Raw genomic sequence first — 19,148 nt, forward strand, 5'->3', positions numbered from 1 at the left:
AGTGTATATTATGAAAGTGTCAATTGTTGGTATCACTGGATATAGTGGTCTCGAATTAGTTAAATTATTGAATAATCATAAAAATGTTACGATTGCTTCGATTCATGCAACTAAGGAAATCGGCCGACGATTGTCAGAATTATACCCTTACCTTGTTGGTGTTTGTGACTTAGTTATTGAGGCATTTAATGCTCAAGAAATCATGACAAAATCAGATTTGGTTTTCTTTGCGACACCAAGTGGGGTGGCTAGCCAGTTAGCGCAGCCATTTGTTGAAGTTGATTTCCCAGTGATTGATTTGTCAGGCGACCATCGTTTGCCAGCTGATTCTTATGAAAAATGGTATAAAAAAACACCAGCTAGTGATGATGTGTTGAATAAATTTACATATGCTTTGGCAGAATTTACAGATGTCAAAGGTAAGAAATTCATTTCAAACCCTGGTTGCTATGCGACAGCAACAGAATTAGCCTTGATTCCATTGCTAAAAGCTGGTGTGGCTGAAGAAGATTCTATCATCGTTGATGCAAAAAGTGGTTTGACGGGGGCTGGTAAAGCTTTATCAGAATCAAGTCACTTTGTCAATGTGCATGATAACTACGTGACTTACAAATTAAACCGTCATCAGCATATTCCTGAAATTGTGCAGGAATTGCGATTATTTAGCAAGAAGTTACACCACATTCAGTTTTCAACATCATTGTTGCCAGTTAACCGTGGGATTATGGCGACTTCTTATGTTAAATTGAAAAAACCATTGAGCGAAGCGGAATTATACGCCATTTACAAGGATGCTTACAAGGACAAACCTTTTGTTCGCATCCAAGATGATTTGCCAGAATTGCACAATGTTATCGGTTCAAACTTTACAGATATTGGTTTTCTTTACAATGATGTCACAAATGTGCTGACGGTCGTATCTGTTATCGATAATTTGATTAAAGGCGCTGCTGGTCAAGCCGTGCAAAATCTGAATTTGATGAATGGTTGGAACGAAACAGAAGGTTTGTTGATTTCACCAAATTATTTATAGAGTATAGAAAGGAAGTAGCACAGAAGGTTATTGGGAAGTATGAGTTCCTTACGTGTTACAGGTATAAGAAGATGAAAGTGATTGAAGGAAATGTTGCGAGCCCTCTTGGTTTTTCGGCAGACGGTTTGCATGCAGGATTTAAGAAAAGAAAACTTGATTTTGGTTGGATTGTTTCAGAAGTTCCCGCTAGTGTAGCAGGTGTTTACACGACAAATAAAGTCATTGCTGCGCCATTGATTGTGACACGAAATTCCATTAAAAAAGCGCAAAAGATGAAAGCAATCGTTGTGAATTCAGGAGTGGCAAATTCTTGTACGGGCGTGCAAGGAATGGAAGATGCCTATACTATGCAAAAATGGACAGCTGAAAAATTAGGCGTTGAGCCTGATTTGGTCGGTATTGCTTCAACGGGTGTTATTGGTGATTTGTTGCCAATGGATACTCTTAAAACTGGGCTTTCTAAGCTTGTTGTTAATGGTAATTCTGATGATTTCTCGAAAGCTATCTTAACAACAGATACTATGGTTAAAACCGTTGCTGTCACAGAAAAATTTGGTCGTGATGAAGTGACCATGGCCGGTGTAGCGAAAGGTTCAGGAATGATTCACCCAAATATGGCAACTATGCTTGCTTTTATCACTTGTGATGCGAATATTTCAAGTGAAACCTTGCAGCTTGCGCTAAGCCAAAATGTTGAAACAACATTTAACCAAATTACGGTTGACGGTGATACATCAACAAATGATATGGTCTTAGTGTTGTCAAATGGTTGTACATTGAATGAAGAAATCTTGCCAGATACACCAGAATTTGATAAGTTTTCAGCAATGCTCAATTATGTCATGCAGGAATTGGCTAAGAAAATCGCCAAAGACGGTGAAGGGGCAAGCAAACTCATTGAAGTCAATGTCAAGAATGCACCAAATGCCCTTGATGCTCGTATGATGGCAAAAAGTGTCGTTGGTTCAAGTCTTGTTAAAACAGCGATTTTTGGAGAGGACCCTAACTGGGGACGTATTTTAGCAGCGGTTGGCTATGCAGGTGTTGATGTTCCAGTTGACAACATTGACATTTACCTCGGCGACATTCCTGTCATGCTAAAATCAAGCCCAGTTGACTTTGAAGCTGAGGAAATGCAAGACATCATGCACGAGGATGAGATTACGATTACGGTTGATTTGCATTCTGGTGAAGCAGTAGGAAAAGCTTGGGGCTGTGATTTATCATACGACTACGTGAAAATTAATGCCCTTTATCGCACATAAAGAGAAGAAACATATGGAAAATATTATTGTGATTAAAATCGGAGGTGTTGCTAGTCAGCATCTTTCGCAAGACTTTATTAATCAAATCAAAAAATGGAAAGAAGCAGGCAAGCAGCTGGTTATCGTTCATGGTGGCGGCTTTGCGATTAACAAATTAATGGAAGAAGAGCACGTGCCTGTTAAGAAAATCAACGGTCTGCGTGTGACAAGCCAATCTGACATGAAGCTTGTTAGCTATGCCTTGTTAAATATCGTTGGAGAAAATTTGGTTAAAAAACTTAACCAGTCGTCTATTGATAGCATTCAACTCTTGTCTGATATTGAAAAAGTCGTTCAGGCTGATTTCTTAGACCAAGAAACTTACGGTTATGTTGGCAATGTTTCACAAATTCAGACGGAAATCTTGGAAAAAATGTTGGCAAATCAAATGTTACCTGTCCTTGCCTCAATTGGCTATTCTAAAGATGGTGATATGCTAAATATCAATGCGGATTATCTTGCAACAGCCGTTGCCGTTGCCCTCGGCGCTGAAAAATTAGTCTTGATGACTGATGTTAAAGGTGTTTTGGAAAATGGTGCGGTGCTCGATAGCCTTTCTTCGACAGAATTTCAAGATAAGATTGACCAAGGAATTATCACAGGAGGCATGATTCCTAAGATTGAATCAGCGGTAAATACCGTTTTAGCAGGTGTTGGTGAGGTATTGATTGGCGACAATCTGGTAACAGGAACTTCAATCATCTGCTAACTCTAGCATGAAAGAGGAGATAACAATGACAAAATTATTTCAAAATTATAAACGCGCAGCCGTTGAATTTGTCAAGGCAGAAGGAAATTACCTTTTTGACCAAGACGGCAAGAAATACCTTGATTTTTCAACAGGAATCGGTGTGACAAATCTTGGTTTTCATCCAGAAGTGAAAGCTGCTTTGCAAAAACAATCCGAAGAAATCTGGCACACACCAAACTTGTACCTTAATTCTTTGCAAGAAGAAGTGGCAGGCAAATTGATTGGGGATAAAGATTATCTTGCTTTCTTTGCCAATAGCGGTGCTGAAGCCAATGAAGCTGCTATTAAAATTGCACGTAAGGCGACTGGCAAGCAAGAAATCATTACTTTTGTTAATTCTTTCCATGGTCGTACTTTTGGGTCAATGTCCGCAACTGGGCAAGACAAAATCAAGGATGGTTTTGGTGATGTAGTGCCACATTTTAGCTATGCGATTTACAATGATTTAGATAGCGTGAAAAGCTTGGTGACCGATGATACTGCCGCTATTATGTTGGAATTGGTTCAAGGGGAATCAGGTGTTCGTCCAGCTGACAAGGATTTTGTGACAGCATTAAGCGCATTTTGCCAAGAAACAGGTATTTTGCTGATTGTTGATGAGGTGCAAACTGGTATGGGACGTACTGGTAAATTGTTCTCATTTGAGCATTATGGCATTGAGCCTGATATTTTCACTTTGGCAAAAGGTCTTGGAAATGGTGTACCAGTCGGTGCCATGTTAGCCAAGGAAAAACTTGGTTTTGCTTTCTCTTACGGTAGCCATGGTTCAACCTTTGGTGGTAATAAACTTGTTATGTCAGCAGCCTCAAGCGTACTCGATATTATGTTGGCTGACGGTTTCTTGCCACAAGCGTTTGACAATGGAAATTACTTGCAAGCTGAATTGAAAAAAGTTTTGACTGGCAATGCAAAAGTGACTGATGTTCGTGGTCTTGGTTACATGATTGGGATTGAAACGACTGAAAATCTTGCCGAATTGGTCGAAAAAGCACGTGACAAAGGCTTGATTGTCTTGACAGCAGGAACAAATGTTATTCGTCTCTTGCCACCATTGACCTTGACGAAGGAAGAAATCGACCAAGGCGTAGCCATTTTGGCAGAGGTTTTTGCGTAAAAGCTAGGGAAGTTGGGCAGGTTTGTCTCAACTTCTTTTTAAGTTGACAAATTGGTTGAAAATGTATATAATTTTCTGAAAATACGAGAGGTAAAAATATGTCAAAAAATATTTTAATTGTTGCAGGGCATCCCGATTTGAAAAATGATTCTTTAGCCAATAAAACGATTTTGGAAGAAGTGAAGAAAGCTTTGCCAGAGGTGGAATTGGACATTTTGAGTGATTTGTATCCTGATTATCAGATTGATGTGGCAGCAGAGCAGGATAAATTGCGAAAGGCTGATGTGATTATTTTCCAATACCCATTGTACTGGTATATGACGCCGTCTTTGCTTAATAAATGGATTGAAAAAGTCTTTGTTCACGGCTTTTCACATGGTTCAACTGGTGATGCTTTGAAAGGAAAACATTTGGTGGCTTCTTTGACAACTGGAGCAGGAGAAGCGGCTTATAGTGTAGAATCAGGCACGACGATTGACGACCTTTTGGCACCAATTCGTTTGACAGCGAAATTAACACAGTTAAACTATGCAGGTCACATTGTCACACATGGTGTTTCTTACTCACTTCGCGAGGACGCTAACAAAGCACAAGAAATGGTTGCAAAATCACAAGAACATGCCCAAAAATTGGTGGCGTTGGTGAATGGTTTGTAAGATTGAAAGCTGTTAGATAAGTTGGTTAATTTTTGAGTTAACTTATTTCAGTAGTGTCAGAGTTAGGAAAAATATTTTTTCTTAGCTCTTTTTTGTTATAATGGAGTAAAATTGACTAGAAAGTATGAGTGATTGTATGGACATCAGGGTTCTGAATTATTTTCTTGTGGTTGCTGAGGAAGGAAATATCACCAAGGCAGCTGAGCGTTTATTGATGACACAACCGACCTTGTCACGTCAGCTTAAAGCTTTGGAAGAAGAATTGGAAGTGGCACTTTTTAAACGATCTAATCACCGCATTTATTTAACTGAGGAAGGGCTACTTTTTCAACAGCGTGCGCGTGATATTGTAGAAATGACAGAGCATGCCAAAGCAGAATTACACGCAACAGAAGAAATTAAAGGAACGCTTTCGATTGGCTGTGGAGAATTGGCAGCTATGCAAGAACTGTCTCAAGCGCTAGCGATTTTTCAAGAAAAACACCCTCAAGTGAAAGTCGCTTTGCATTCTGGGGATAATGATGATATTCGCCAAGGAATTGACATGGGGCAGCTTGATTTTGGGCTTTTATTAGAACCAGTTGATGTGAGTTTGTATGATTTTGTACATCTTAGAACTAAAGAACGTTGGGGCATTTTGGCGCACAAGGAGTCTGATTTTGCAGATAAGAAAGTGATTGTGCCAGGTGAATTGTCAGGAACGCCAGTATTGACTATTCTGGATCGAACGGTTCAGCGAGAATTAATTGCTTGGTCTGGTGCGGCAGCAGCAACAATGGTTAATCGAGGGCGCTACAATACCGCTTATAATGCTGTCATGCTTGCTCGTGAGAGTAAAGGTGTTGTCATTGGACTTGATTTGAAACAATCTTATTCAGATTTTACTTTTGTGCCTTTTGAGCCAGAATTAGCTTTGTCATCTGTACTTGCATGGCGTAGCTCACGCCAACAAAGCACGTTGGTTAAAGCATTTATCACGTTTTTCAGAGAATATGAGAATACAGAGCAAGATTTGTAAAGTCATTTTCCATTCTATATTAATAAAAGAAAGAAGAAGTTTGAGATTTTCTCAAGCCTCTTTTTTGGAATATAGTTATACATAAAATGTATTTCAAACATCATAAAATAAGCATTTTACATTTCTTGCGTGCAGATTTATAATAAGACCATCAAATGAATGATATTAAACTTTTAGATGAATTGGAGGTTTGATCATGACTAAAAAAATTGTAGTGCTAACTGGAAGCCCACATAAACCAGGAACGTCTGAAATTCTTGCCGATTATTTTATAAAAGGTGCTAAAGAGGTTGGACATGATGTGTCTCGGTTTGATGCTGGTCACAGCAAAGTTGAATTTCTGCAAGTTGATGAACATCTAAATGGAATTATTCCGCAGGATGAGCTAGATACTTTCTTTCCAAATATTTTGGATGCTGATTTATTAGTTTTTGTATCGCCACTCTATTACTACGGTTTCACAGCACAATTGAAGGCAGTGATTGATCGTTTTTATCCCTATAATCATTATTTAAAAGATAAAGATGTGATGTTATTAGCGACAGGATATGGCAGCAAAGCTGATTTTCAAGCTCTAGTGCATTATTATGAAAGTTTGTCAGATTATATGCGTTGGCATGATAAAGGGCAACTTTTATTGAACGGAACTTATTTACCATCTGATGTTGGTGAAAGAGCAAATGATGCCTATCAAATGGGAAAAACTTATGGTTTGTAAAGGAGAAAACAATGGAAACTGTAACATTAGTTAATGGTGTAGAAATACCAATTATTGGCTTTGGTTCAATTATCCCAGAGGGAAGAGAAACAATTACAGCAGTAAAAAATGCAGTAAAAGCTGGTTATCGTCATTTTGATACAGCTGCTATTTATGGTAATGAAAAATCATTAGGAGAAGGTATCCGTCAAGCAATGAGTGAAGAGGGACTCAAGCGCAGCGATTTCTTTATTACAACTAAAGCATGGCATTCTGAACGTGGTTATGAAAAAACTTATAAAGCATTTGAAGAGTCATTGGAACGTTTAGGCTTAGACTACGTGGATTTGTATTTAATTCATTGGCCTGCTAATAGCACTTGGCATGATGATTGGCGTGAATTGAACTATGATACATGGCGTGCTTTGGAAGATCATTATAAAGCTGGTCGAATTAAAGCGATTGGTGTTGCTAATTTCTTAGATAATCATCTTGAAGCTTTGATTGAAGATGCTGAAATCAAACCAATGGTTGACCAAATTGAATATCACCCAGGATTTTTCCAAGATAGAACAGCAAAATTTGCACAAGAACACGGAATTGTTGTTGAAGCTTGGAGTCCACTTGGTGGAGTTGGAGCACATATTGTTGATGATCCAACAATTAATAATATTGCTAAAGAATTAGGCAAAGATGCGGGTCAGGTGGTTTTACGTTGGATTTATCAAAAAGGAATCGTATCTCTTCCAAAATCCCTTAGTCCGTCACATATGAAGAGTAATTTAGACATTTTTAATTTTTCTTTGACAGATGAGCAAATGGCACTGATTGATGCCGTACCTTATAGCGGTGGTATGCGATTTGATCCTGATACCGCAAAATCATAATCAAAAAGATTACTTATGTTAAAGAAATACATAAAATGTATTTCAAATATCACAAAATAAGTATTTTACATTTCTTGCGTGCAGATTTATAATAAGACCATCAAATGAATGAAAGAGGTATAACTAAAAAATGGCAAAAATACTTGTGATTGCTGGACATCCTTATTTGACAGATGATTCAGTTGCTAATGTTGAAATTTTAAAAGGTTTGGAAGCTGGTCTTGATGACGTTGAAGTGGTACGTTTGATTGAAGAGTATCCAGATTTTCAAATTGATATTCCAAAAGAGCAAGAACGTTTGCTTGCTGCGGATACGATTGTTTTGCAATTTCCGTATTTCTGGTATGCTATGCCGTCACTTTTGCAACGTTGGATGGAAGAAGTTTTCCAATTTGGTTTCTCACATGGAACGGATGATACGAAGTTAGTTGGTAAAAAATTATTAGTTTCTTTGACAACGGGTGCTCCCAAAGAAATGTATGCTAAGGACGGATTTGTTGGTCATGAGATTGAAGAATTTTTGGCACCAATTAAAGTCACAGCTAAAATGTGTGGCATGAATTATCTTGGTCATGTGGAAACAGCAGGTGTTTCTTATACAGCTCGAACAGATGAAACAGCTATTGCTAACATGAAAAAACGCGCACAGAAGCATGCAAAAGACGTTATTGAATTGGTGAACGCTAATTAAACTAAGGAGGTAAGCTGATGTTTACAATGGATGTTGTTATTAAAAATCATTTGATTCCAGATGATAAACGTGATGAACTTTTTGAAAAACATGCACAATGGATTCAAGAAAATTATGACAGCGGAGCTTTTCTTCTTATGGGACCTTACACGACAAAGGAAATGACTGGCTTAATCATTGGTCAAGCAGATAGTAAGGTGGCTATTGAAGCTATTACACAAGCAGATGCTTTTTACCCAGACTACGCAGATTATGTCATCAATGAATTTAACATTAATAAAATCAATCCTAAAATCGCTGAAATAAAATAAAACCTCTTTTGAAAGGAGAAAATCATGGAATATGTTACTTTAAATAATGGTGTTAAAATGCCAAAAATTGGACTTGGTGTTATGCAAATGACCGATCCTGTCGCTTCCGAAAATGCTATCGTGACAGCTCTTGAAATGGGGTATCCAATGATTGACACAGCAGCAGCTTATGGCAATGAAGCTATCGTTGGTCGTGCGATTAAACGCGCAAATGTCAACCGTGAAGATATTTTTGTCACTTCAAAGCTTTGGGTTAGTGATATGTCTTATGAGGGGGCAAAACGAGGTTTGGAAAAATCTCTCGAAAATTTGCAGTTAGATTATATTGACCTCTACGTTTTACACCAGCCGATTGGAGACCTTTATGGTGCTTGGCGTTATCTCACAGAAGCCTATAAAGAAGGCAAAATTCGAGCTATTGGTGTTGACAATTTTACACAAGCTAAGTTGGTTGAATTTATCAAATTCAATGATGTTAAACCTGCTGTCAATTTGATTCAAGCAAATCCTTATCATCAACGTCAAGATGATTTGCAAGCAATGGTTAAGCGTGATGTTCAAATGATTGCTTGGCAACCATTTGCTGGTGGGGATGGCAATTTGTTTGAAGATGCTGTTTTGAAAGCAATCGCTGATAAATACCATAAAACAGTCGGACAAGTGATTCTACGTTGGTTGATTCAACGAGACATTGTCGTTATTCCAAAATCAAGTAGTCCAGAGCGCCAAGCTGAAAATCTTGCTATTTTTGATTTTTCATTATCACAGGAAGACATGGAAATAATTAAGAAACTTGACCAAGGCGGTGGCTTTGCACTCCCAGAAAATGCTGACCAATTTGAACGTCTATTGAACATGTGGGAACAATTTTTCGGTTAATTCTAAACACTATTTTAACAATCTTTTACTTTTTATCTAATTGCAGTCATTTAAAACATTTTATCATTACACAGAAGTCTGAAGTCGTTTGATTTCAGGCTTTTTTGCGATATTTTTGTTATATTTTGGTGGCTAAATGAGGAAAAATCTCATTGGAATGACTTTTTTTGTGTTAAATCCTTGACCTCGAGTGCCCTCCAGCTTGTATAATGGTTTCATTAAAGAAATCAAAGGTTTCAGAAATGCACTTTTAGCGCTTTTTTGACCTTATTATATAGAAAAGGAGTTTATCATGACTTATACATTTTTAGAGCCTTATACCTTTAAAAATGGTGTCACGGCTAAAAATCGTATTGTGATTCCGCCGATGACAGAAGGTTCTGCTTTGTATGACGGAACAGTTTCGCAAGATGAACTTAATTTTTTTGCCAAGCGAGCAGGTGATGCGGGGATTTTCATTTCACCAGTTGCTTATGTGACAGAAAATGGAAAAGGCTTTGCGGGGCAATTGTCAATCACAGATGACAAGTATTTGTCACGTCTGTCAGAAATGGCACAAGCAATGAAAAAAGGTGGTAGCTTAGCTATTTTACAAATTTTTCATGCTGGGCGTCGTGCATTTGTAGCGCCAGAGAAATTGGAAGGTGCTAGTGCGATTGCTTCTGGTATCCCAGGGTCACAAACGCCGCGTGAATTGACTGGTGAAGAAGTTGAGGACATTATCAAGGCATTTGGTGAGGCGACTCGCCGAGCTATTCAAGCTGGTTTTGATGGTGTCGAAATTCATGATGCTAATCATTACTTGATTCATCAATTCTTTTCGGCAAAATCAAATCAACGCACGGATAAATGGGGACAAGACCGTTCACGTTTTGGTTTGGCGATTATTGAGGCTTGCCGTAAGGCAATTAAAGAAGCTGGTACTAGTCAATTCTTGCTTGGTTATCGTTTTTCACCACAAGAAAAAGGCGAAAAAGGATTTCATTTGAAAGATACTTTGGCTTTCGTTAATCAGCTAGCTGATGCGGAAATTGATTACCTGCATTTATCACAAGATGATGTTTGGGATGTGCCAAATGATGAACCAGCTGGTAGCGATAATGTGGTTAAACAAGTTCTTGCCACGATTAATCAGCGCAAGCCATTGATTATCGTTGGTGGCATTAGTACGCCGCAAGAAGCACAAGAGGCTAAGGAAACAGGCGCAGAATTTGTCGCACTTGGTATGCAATATTTACGTGAACCTCAATGGGTGGCTAAAGTTGAAGCTGGTCAAGAAGATAGGATTCGCTACACCATGCCTGATGAAGCAGCAGCGCGTGAGGTCGGCATTAATCCGTTCATGTATCGTTACATGCAAGAAGATCTAGGAAAACCAATCACACAAGCTCCAAAACAGTAAAGAAAGAGAGAAAAAATATGACAAAAGCAGTTATTGTATTAACAAACGTTGAAAAATATGATCCACTTGACCGTGCAACTGGTCTCTGGCTTAGTGAACTAACTCATTTTTATGATGTCCTTGTCGAAAATGGTGTCGAAACAGATTTCGTCAGTCCGAATGGTGGCTACATTCCACTTGATCCACCTAGTCTTTTATCAATGGATGCTACTGATTGGAAATATTATACAGATTCAGAATTCCGTAAAAATGCTCTTGCCAATACACATAAACCAAGTGAATTGAATGCTAAAGATTACGATTTCATTTATTATGCAGGTGGACACGGAACTGTTTGGGATTTTCCAAAATCTGAAGAAATTGCTGAATTAGCTCGTCAAATTTATGACAATGGTGGTATCATTTCAGCAGTTTGTCACGGAGTTGCTGGACTTTTGGCACTTAAAGATGACAAAGGAACATCATTTGTAGCTGGCAAACAATTAACTGGATTTAGCAATGCTGAAGAAGAAGCTAACGGAACAACTAAAGAAGTGCCTTTCCTTGCCGAAGATGCTTTAAAAGCAGCTGGTGCTCTTTACCAATCATCAACACCATTTTCTGACTTTGTTGTTGCTGACGGACGTTTAATCACAGGACAAAACCCACAATCAGTACGTTCATTGGCACAAAAAGTTTTGGAAACATTGGATTAAGCTAGGTTTTGCTTTTCAAGGCTAACTATTGAATTTAGGATTGTTACCATGTTAAATCTTTGATCGTTTGGTCAAAGATTTTCTTCTTTTTCAAAAATGCGCTATACTACTAAAAAAAGAGAGGAAATATTATGCAAACATATACTATTGGTGAAGTTTCAGAAATGTTGGGGATAACGATTGATACGATTCGTTATTACGATAAAGAAGGGCTTTTACCGTTTGTAAAACGTGATAAAGGTGGGCGTCGTGTGTTTACCCATGACAATATTCAGTTGATGCGTATGATTATGGATTTAAAACACGCTGGCGTACCTGTGAAAGAAATTGCTCATTTTGTTTCGTGGCGCTTAGACGGAGACGATTCGCTTGGTGAACGATATGATTTTCTTGATAAACATGAGAAAATTTTAGAGCAAAAAATTGCTGATTTGGAACAATCTTTGGCGTATTTGCGTTTTAAAAAATGGTACTACAAAACAGCGATAGAAGCAGGAACAGAGAAGATTCATATTGACGGAGCGACTAATCATGTGTGTACTGCCACCTATGATGAATACCAAGCCTTGTTAGATAGCGGACAATCTGCTATTGATTTAGGAAATTTCTAAAAAATGCTTGACATGGAGTAGCCTAGAAGTAATATAATATTTTTATATGCCTTTCTTAACAAAGGAAAATACAGTCCAAGGAGGATATTATGATTTTGTTATCATTGATTCCCATTGTAACGGGAGGTTTATTGGCAACGCAAACCGCAGTAAATTCGAGATTGCGTAGCTTTGTTGGCTCGCCATTTTTAGCTTCAACGGTTTCGTTTAGCGTTGGAGCACTATTTTTGTTAGCGCTAGCTTTTTTCACGCAAGGCAGTATTCATTTTACGACAGCTACCTTTAGTGATAATCCGTGGTGGATATGGACGGGTGGCCTACTTGGGTCAATTGTTTTGACAGTTAATATTTTACTTTTTCCAAAACTTGGTGGTGTTCAGACGGCGGTTCTACCGATTTTTGGTCAAATCATCATGGGGCTTTTGATTGACCAGTTTGGTTTGTTGAGTTCACCTTTGAATCCTTTGACCGTTCCACGTTTACTAGGTTTTGTTTTTGTTCTTATAGGGGTTTTGTTGACGGTGATTCGTAAACAGTCATCACGTGAAAATAAACAAAAGTCTGTACTTTTATGGCAGATGATTGGCGTGTTAGCTGGGATGTTGAGCGCAACACAAACCGCAGTTAATGGGTATTTGGGAACAATTTTGGGTTCTTCTTTGCAAGCAGCAGCAATTTCTTTTAGTACAGGAACAATCATCTTGCTCGTTTATTGTTTGGGAACTCAAACGACATTTGCTGACTTGGGTAAAGCCGTTTCTGCTGGAAAATCATACTGGTGGATATGGATTGGTGGATTTTTAGGCGGGCTTTATGTGTTTGGTTCTGCTTGGTTAGTTCCACAAATTGGAACTGGACAAGTCGTGGTTATGGCTTTGTTTGGTCAATTGACTTTTAGTGCAATCATTGACCAATTCGGCTTTTTCCATGCGCTAAAATCGCCAGTATCACGCCAAAAATTACTAGGACTCGTTATCATGTTTATCGGCGTGATTCTGACCAAAATGGCATAATTGCCAGTATGAATGAAGCAGTTGAAATAAAACGCAATTGCCTTTTAGCAAACATAATTTTATAAAACGAGAAGTCCGTGGATAACCTATCACGGGCTTTTTAGTTGACAAGAATTATATGCTATTTGACAAATATTTTTTTATTTTTGACAAAGATATTTGTCAAAAATAAAAAACGATGCTATAATCAAATCAACAAAAGGGAGAAGATTATATGTCGGATAAAAATTGGCTTCTTGTTTTTCTTGCTATTTTTAGTGCATATTTAACATCAGAAGCTCCAAATCCTAGGAGGAAGGAATTGTTAAAAAAACAATTTCTAAGAAGGAAGCAACTTTTGTTAGTTACTAGAACGGAGGATAATTTGGTCTTAAAAAATCGTCTTAAAGAATTGCGTGCGCGTGATGGGTTAAATCAAACTCAACTGGCGAAATTAGCCAAGGTTTCTAGGCAAACAATCAGTCTCCTAGAACGCAATGAATACACACCGTCGGTGATTATCGCTCTGCGCATTGCACACATATTCAATGAACCTGTCGAAAATGTTTTTAGTCTTGATGAGGAGGGGGAAAAAGGATGAAAGAAACAAGAAGGTGGACAACAAAACAACGTATTTTAATCTATCTCGGAATTGCTATGGTGGGTTTACTTGTAGGTGTTCTTGCTGGTTACTTAAGTATCGATTTTAATGAGAATATTTTAACGTTCAAGTTTGCCACTTTTATGATTTTGGCTTATGGACTTACTGCTATTTCAATTGTTGTTACATTATGGTTTATGTATCAAGCAAATCATTACCATGATCGTTATGAAAGCTTGGGTAATGATACTGACGAAGATGATAGTTATGAGGTTTATCGCAAGACGTTTAAAAATTTAGAATTTGCACGTATTTTTTATAATGTTTCAATGGCTTTAATTCTTTTTTCTTTATTTGGAGCTCTTTATGACTTTCAAGATAAAATTCTTAGCAATGAATCACTTAGTCTTGGAACGTATGTAATGGATATAATTTTTCTAGCTTTGCTATTCATTTTTCAAGCAGCGATATTTAAATTAACTCAGAAAATTCGCCATTATAAATTGTCAGCTTTTCCAACAATTAAAGAAGTGAAAGAATTTGCTTATTCTTACGATGAGGGTGAACTTCAAGCAAATTATGAACAAGCTTTCTTAATTGTTTTCAATCTGAATCAATTTTTACCAATTGCTTATGTGGTTCTGTACATTTTAGCAATAGTAAGTTCTATTGATGTCACTTCAGGTTTGGTCGTAACGACAGCAATCTATCTCTATATTAATCTTGCGAACATTCGCTTCGTTAATAAATATTTCAGAAAATAAGAAAAATGATTGACAGCGTTTTTAAATCGTGCTAATCTAAAAAAGAATTGAATAGTTTTCTTCGGGGTGGGGTGTGATTCCCGACCGACGGTGATTCTTTGTCGTTGATTGCTATTTGCTTTTATTCGTTGTTGACGCCTCTTGCCTAACACCAGTTATGTCTGCGAGGTGTCGCCTAGACTAAAAGCAAATCATCAATCAACTTTGTTTGATAATCAAATGAGCAAAGATAAGTCCGTGAGCGCAAGCTGATCTGGTGTGATTCCAGAACCGACAGTATAGTCTGGATGGGAGAAGAAATTGATAGAGTGTCAAAGGGCAAGTCTCTTGCTTTTTGGAATACTTTTTTAGTTGTCTTTGATTGCCTCGTAGTGTATTGCTACGAGGTTTTTGATTACAATTATTGTTTTTTGGTGTTGCTTGATGTAACGGTAAAAATGAATTATCCCGATGAAATTGCTTTGGCTAAGGTCGCTAAGCTTGTTTTCATTGGGATTTTTTTGCTAGAAAGGAGGCTTTTATGCACGAAAACTATATGGCACAGGCAATTGCAGAAGCTAAAAAAGGCTTTAGGCAGACCTATACCAATCCCTTAGTTGGTGCGGTTATCGTTAAAAAAGGTCGTGTGATTGCTCGCGGTGCGCATTTGCAGTATGGTCACGAGCATGCTGAGAAAAATGCGATTTTGCATTGTGAAGCCCCTGAAGAACTAGCCAATTCAACCCTTTATGTGACTTTGGAACCTTGTCATCATACTGGGAAGCAGCCGCCGTGTACGCAGGCGATTGTTGAAGCTGGCATTAAAAAGGTCGTTGTTGGACAACTTGACCCTAATCCTTTAGTTGCTGGAAAAGGTTTAGAATTCTTGAAAAGTCAAGGAATTGAGGTCGTCACACAAGTTTTGGAAAATGAGGCACGCGTACTTAATCCGCATTATAATTTTTACCATGAACACAAGCGCCCTTACGTGGTTTTGAAACAAGCGGTGAGCTTGGATGGGAAAATTGCGGTACTTGGCAAACGAACTGCCTTGACCGATGATGAAACCAACCGTTTTGTTCATGATGAGCGAGATGATTACCAAGCCATTTTGGTTGGTGCTGACACGGTTTTGATTGATAATCCACGATTATTGGGCGCTGGGACGACTTTGTACCCGCTAGTACGCGTGATTTTGGACGAAACAGGGCGCATTTTTGACAAACGAGAGCTAGAAATTTTTAAAGATCAATCAGCGCCAGTTTACATTTTTAGTAGGCGACAAGTTGCGAATTTGCCTGCGCATATCACGGTTATAGCCTTATCTAATTTTTCCATTGCTAACATTTTGCAGGCGCTTTATGAGAAAAAGATTCAGTCTGTTTATGTCGAGGGCGGAGCGCAGGTTCATGATGCGTTTTTAGCGAGCGATTTATGGGATGAGCTCATTTCTTACGTGACCCCTAAGGTGATTGGTGGCAATGGCAGGGCTGCTATAGCAAGTTCTCGTCAGGTTGAACAAGTCCAAGATTTGCAGGATTTTTCAGTTCAAACAATTGGCACTAATCTGCGTTTGTCAGTCAAAAGGAGGTTGTGATGTTTACAGGATTAATTCAAGAACAAGGGCGTATCAGCCGAATCGTCAAACAGCAACACAGTATCAAATTAACTTGCAAAGCTTCACGAAAATTATTAGCGGATTACAAAATCGGTGATAGTATGGCAATCAACGGTGTTTGTCTGACTTGTGTGGCTAAAACAGGTGATACGTTTACGGTGGATATTATGCCAGAGACTTTTAAGCGCACTATTTTTTCAGAATGTCGTATCGGTGATTTGGTGAATCTTGAGCTGGCTATGGCTGCTAATGCACGTTTTGAAGGGCACCTTGTGACGGGGCACGTTGATAGTGTCGCAACTCTCATCCAAAAACACAGCGATGAAAATGCCATTGTGCTCAGCTTTGCTATTTCCCAAGAACTTGCAGGGCAAATCGTGGGGCAGGGCTCAATCGCAGTCAATGGTGTTAGTCTGACGGTGGTGTCGGTGACGTCTGGGCAATTTAGCGTGTCGCTGATTCCGCATACGGCGAAAGAAACTAACTTGGCTCGACTCAAAAAAGGCGATAAGGTCAATATCGAGACAGATATTTTAGCCAAGTACATGCAAGCACAAGTTGCAAAAATGGGAGGACAATAAATGTTTAAGGATGTCGAAAAAGCTCTTGCTGATTTGAAAGCAGGAAAATTAATCGTGGTGGTTGATGATGATGACCGCGAAGCAGAAGGAGATTTGGTTGGTTTAGCCGAATTGGCTAGCGCTGACAATGTGAACTTTATGACCAAGCATGCGCGTGGTTTGATTTGTGCACCAGTATCTAAAAGCATTGCTGAGCGTTTGGAACTTGTTCCTGTGTCAGAAGAAAATACTGATGCGCATGGCACCGCCTTTACTATCAGCGTGGACCATAAAGAAACCTCAACAGGTATTTCAGCCTTTGACCGTGCTAAGACCATTCAAACCTTGGCTGCTAAGGTTAGTAAAGCTAGTGATTTTCACCGACCTGGGCATATGTTTCCTTTGGTTGGACGAAGCGGCGGTGTTTTGCAACGGCGTGGGCATACGGAAGCTAGTCTTGATTTAGCACGTTTGGCTGGTAGCACAGAAGCAGCTTATATTTGCGAAATTTTAAAAGATGATGGCACCATGGCGCGAAAGGCTGATTTGCATGAATTTGCACAGAAATGGCATTTGACCATGATTGAAGTGGGAGATATCGCACGTTATGTGAGCTTTCAAGATAGCCCAAAGGTAACGTTACCGTCGGCTTATGGTGATTTTGAGCTTCGCTTGTTTGAAGATGAGAAAAAACGTGAGCACCTCTTGTTATCAAAAGGTGACCTGACGTCTGATGAACCACTGTTAGTTCGTTTGCATTCGGAATGTTTGACAGGTGATGTTTTAGGCTCTTTACGTTGTGATTGTGGTGAGCAGCTGCACGCAGCGATGAAGAAAATTGATGAGGCTGGACGCGGAGCGATTTTATACCTTCGCCAAGAAGGACGTGGCATTGGGCTTAAAAATAAGCTCAAAGCTTATCAGTTGCAAGAAAAAGGAGTTGATACCTATGATGCCAATCTTGAGCTTGGTTTTGCGCCAGATGAGCGTGATTACCAGATTGCAACAGACATCTTGTCCTTTTTGAACATTAAGCAAATCAAGCTTTTAACTAACAATCCTGACAAGCTAGAACAGCTTGAAAAATCTGGTATCGAGATTGTCGAACGCTTGCCGTTGCAAATTCCAGCGCACGTTGAAAATCGTGCTTACTTGCAAACCAAACAAGAAAAATTTCATCATTTATTACACATCGTTTAAGGAGAAAAATCATGACAACATTTGAAGGAAAATTTATCGGAAAAGATGTCAAAATTGCTATCGTCGTTGCACGCTTTAATGAATTTATTACCTCAAAATTATTAGGCGGAGCAATGGACGGCTTGATTCGTAACGAAGTAGCTAAAGAAGCTATTGATGTTTACTGGGTTCCAGGTGCTTTTGAAATTCCATTTATGACGAAAAAAATCGTTACAAGTGGAAAATACGACGGTGTTATCACACTTGGTAGCGTTATTCGTGGGTCAACTAGTCATTACGATCTTGTTTGTAATGAAGTAGCTAAAGGTATCGGGCAAATCAATCTCACAAGTGACATTCCAGTCATGTTTGGCGTGATTACGACAGAAGATATTGAGCAAGCCATCGAACGCTCAGGCTCAAAAGCAGGAAATAAAGGTAGTGAATGCGCACAAGGTGTGCTTGAAATGATTAACCTAGCAAAACAACTCTAAACCAAACGTGATAGATAGCAAAAAGCTGAGCAAGAACGCTCAGCTTTGTTTTTACCTTAGATATAGGTTAGAGTATATAAGTTAACTAGACTATTGGACTGTTTTTCTTAATTGATTTAGTAAATTTACAGAAAATCGACGCAAATAATTTTTCTGTTTCAAATTTTAAAAGTATTGAAAAGTCATTGCCTACTGCTTAAAAATTGACTATACTGATAGCCAAGATTAAACAGTTATGTTTTTTCTGTCACATTAAAAATGTCACATGGGTTGTTTTCTACTGTTCAAAGTATGAAATCAGAGGAACTTTCAAAGGGAGAATTTTATGAAAAAAACAGTAACCTATTTAGCTTTAGCCGCAACGAGCGTTTTATTTCTAACTGCTTGTAGTAATAATAATCAAGAATCTACAAATACATCAAGTTCATCAAATGTATCGACGTCATCAAATTTATCTTCTTCTACAAGTAGTTCATCAGAGACGACAGGTGGAGGATTTGTAACTTATTCAGACGGAAGTCAGATTACAGTTGGAGATGGTGGTGCTTTTGAGGTAACTCTATCAGACGGAACGCTTATCACGTATAATACAGACGGGAGTTATGTTATCATTGAATCAGACGGTAGTAATATTTCAAAAGCCTCTGATGGTTCGTATGCAATTGTCTTGGCATCAGGAACAAATATTGCTTATCAATCATCAGGAACATATGTCATTACCGAAGCAACAGGAAATATTGAAACAGGAAATAACTCTGATACTTTAGACGACTATCTTGAAGAAAATGACTATCCTACATTGTCGGAATACGATGAGCAAGTACAAGATATTGTTGATTATGTGAATGAGAATTCGTAAATTAAACATATAGAAATAACATTTTTAATGTGGAGAGACGGCTTTTCGAAAGC

General features: G+C 38.5%; 22 protein-coding genes and 1 riboswitch. All 22 genes read left to right on the top strand.

All coding sequences use genetic code 11. From position 1 onward, the window contains the following. Positions 1-10: 10 nt before the first annotated feature. The 22 genes from argC to BTR42_RS04170 all read left to right on the top strand — a co-directional run bounded on the left by argC (position 11) and on the right by BTR42_RS04170 (position 19,095). Positions 11-1,033 (top strand): N-acetyl-gamma-glutamyl-phosphate reductase, encoded by a 1,023-nt coding sequence (gene argC, locus BTR42_RS04065; RefSeq protein ID WP_077496522.1) that lies wholly within the window; start codon positions 11-13, stop codon positions 1,031-1,033. A gap of 71 nt (positions 1,034-1,104) precedes the next feature. Further along, positions 1,105-2,298 carry a bifunctional ornithine acetyltransferase/N-acetylglutamate synthase gene (gene argJ, locus BTR42_RS04070; RefSeq protein ID WP_012961682.1) on the top strand — a complete coding sequence of 398 codons (1,194 nt, stop codon included), beginning with the start codon at positions 1,105-1,107 and terminating at the stop codon, positions 2,296-2,298. Positions 2,299-2,311: 13 nt separating this feature from the next. Further along, positions 2,312-3,046: an acetylglutamate kinase gene (gene argB / locus BTR42_RS04075; RefSeq protein WP_039694916.1), complete on the top strand. Its 735-nt coding sequence runs from the start codon at positions 2,312-2,314 to the stop codon at positions 3,044-3,046. A 25-nt stretch (positions 3,047-3,071) separates the two neighbouring features. Next, positions 3,072-4,202, top strand: a complete 1,131-nt coding sequence (locus tag BTR42_RS04080) for an acetylornithine transaminase (RefSeq protein ID WP_077496524.1) — start codon at positions 3,072-3,074, stop codon at positions 4,200-4,202. A gap of 98 nt (positions 4,203-4,300) precedes the next feature. Continuing rightward, on the top strand, positions 4,301-4,858 hold the full coding sequence (locus tag BTR42_RS04085; RefSeq protein ID WP_074656469.1) for an NAD(P)H-dependent oxidoreductase: 558 nt from the start codon (positions 4,301-4,303) through the stop codon (positions 4,856-4,858). A gap of 136 nt (positions 4,859-4,994) precedes the next feature. Next, on the top strand, positions 4,995-5,876 hold the full coding sequence (locus BTR42_RS04090; RefSeq protein WP_167367608.1) for a LysR family transcriptional regulator: 882 nt from the start codon (positions 4,995-4,997) through the stop codon (positions 5,874-5,876). 196 nt (positions 5,877-6,072) lie between these two features. After that, positions 6,073-6,594, top strand: coding sequence for a flavodoxin family protein (locus BTR42_RS04095; protein WP_077496528.1), 522 nt, complete (start codon positions 6,073-6,075; stop codon positions 6,592-6,594). Between the two features lie 11 nt (positions 6,595-6,605). Further along, positions 6,606-7,460: an aldo/keto reductase gene (locus BTR42_RS04100; protein ID WP_077496530.1), complete on the top strand. Its 855-nt coding sequence runs from the start codon at positions 6,606-6,608 to the stop codon at positions 7,458-7,460. Positions 7,461-7,590: 130 nt separating this feature from the next. Next, entirely contained in the window at positions 7,591-8,151 is a 561-nt protein-coding gene (locus BTR42_RS04105; RefSeq protein WP_077496532.1) for an NAD(P)H-dependent oxidoreductase, read from the top strand. 17 nt (positions 8,152-8,168) lie between these two features. Continuing rightward, positions 8,169-8,462, top strand: a complete 294-nt coding sequence (locus BTR42_RS04110) for a YciI family protein (RefSeq protein ID WP_077496534.1) — start codon at positions 8,169-8,171, stop codon at positions 8,460-8,462. Between the two features lie 24 nt (positions 8,463-8,486). Next, positions 8,487-9,341 (top strand): aldo/keto reductase, encoded by an 855-nt coding sequence (locus BTR42_RS04115; RefSeq protein ID WP_077496536.1) that lies wholly within the window; start codon positions 8,487-8,489, stop codon positions 9,339-9,341. A 292-nt stretch (positions 9,342-9,633) separates the two neighbouring features. Further along, positions 9,634-10,743, top strand: coding sequence for an NADH-dependent flavin oxidoreductase (locus BTR42_RS04120; RefSeq protein WP_077496538.1), 1,110 nt, complete (start codon positions 9,634-9,636; stop codon positions 10,741-10,743). 17 nt (positions 10,744-10,760) lie between these two features. After that, entirely contained in the window at positions 10,761-11,438 is a 678-nt protein-coding gene (locus tag BTR42_RS04125) for a type 1 glutamine amidotransferase domain-containing protein (RefSeq protein WP_009853799.1), read from the top strand. Between the two features lie 131 nt (positions 11,439-11,569). Further along, a complete protein-coding gene (locus tag BTR42_RS04130; RefSeq protein ID WP_009853800.1) occupies positions 11,570-12,049 on the top strand; it encodes a MerR family transcriptional regulator in 480 nt (159 codons plus the stop codon). 89 nt (positions 12,050-12,138) lie between these two features. Beyond that, on the top strand, positions 12,139-13,062 hold the full coding sequence (locus BTR42_RS04135) for a DMT family transporter (protein WP_061458532.1): 924 nt from the start codon (positions 12,139-12,141) through the stop codon (positions 13,060-13,062). A 214-nt stretch (positions 13,063-13,276) separates the two neighbouring features. Continuing rightward, on the top strand, positions 13,277-13,642 hold the full coding sequence (locus tag BTR42_RS12840; protein WP_009853802.1) for a helix-turn-helix transcriptional regulator: 366 nt from the start codon (positions 13,277-13,279) through the stop codon (positions 13,640-13,642). Next, positions 13,639-14,406: a DUF3169 family protein gene (locus BTR42_RS04145; protein WP_009853803.1), complete on the top strand. Its 768-nt coding sequence runs from the start codon at positions 13,639-13,641 to the stop codon at positions 14,404-14,406. The genes BTR42_RS12840 and BTR42_RS04145 overlap by 4 nt, the downstream gene beginning before the upstream one ends. Positions 14,407-14,459: 53 nt before the next feature. Beyond that, positions 14,460-14,709, top strand: a riboswitch (FMN riboswitch). 217 nt (positions 14,710-14,926) lie between these two features. Further along, the gene (gene ribD, locus BTR42_RS04150; protein ID WP_077496539.1) at positions 14,927-15,982 is read left to right on the top strand and encodes a bifunctional diaminohydroxyphosphoribosylaminopyrimidine deaminase/5-amino-6-(5-phosphoribosylamino)uracil reductase RibD; all 1,056 of its coding nucleotides are present in this window, start codon (positions 14,927-14,929) and stop codon (positions 15,980-15,982) included. Continuing rightward, on the top strand, positions 15,982-16,584 hold the full coding sequence (locus tag BTR42_RS04155) for a riboflavin synthase (protein WP_077496541.1): 603 nt from the start codon (positions 15,982-15,984) through the stop codon (positions 16,582-16,584). The genes ribD and BTR42_RS04155 overlap by 1 nt, the downstream gene beginning before the upstream one ends. Beyond that, positions 16,585-17,763, top strand: a complete 1,179-nt coding sequence (locus BTR42_RS04160; protein ID WP_077496543.1) for a bifunctional 3,4-dihydroxy-2-butanone-4-phosphate synthase/GTP cyclohydrolase II — start codon at positions 16,585-16,587, stop codon at positions 17,761-17,763. Between the two features lie 11 nt (positions 17,764-17,774). Further along, positions 17,775-18,236: a 6,7-dimethyl-8-ribityllumazine synthase gene (gene ribH, locus BTR42_RS04165; protein WP_077496545.1), complete on the top strand. Its 462-nt coding sequence runs from the start codon at positions 17,775-17,777 to the stop codon at positions 18,234-18,236. 325 nt (positions 18,237-18,561) lie between these two features. Next, positions 18,562-19,095: a hypothetical protein gene (locus BTR42_RS04170; RefSeq protein ID WP_077496547.1), complete on the top strand. Its 534-nt coding sequence runs from the start codon at positions 18,562-18,564 to the stop codon at positions 19,093-19,095. The last annotated feature ends 53 nt before the right edge of the window (positions 19,096-19,148 follow it).

The sequence above is a fragment of the Streptococcus gallolyticus subsp. gallolyticus DSM 16831 genome (assembly GCF_002000985.1).
In the GTDB taxonomy this organism is placed as follows: domain Bacteria; phylum Bacillota; class Bacilli; order Lactobacillales; family Streptococcaceae; genus Streptococcus; species Streptococcus gallolyticus.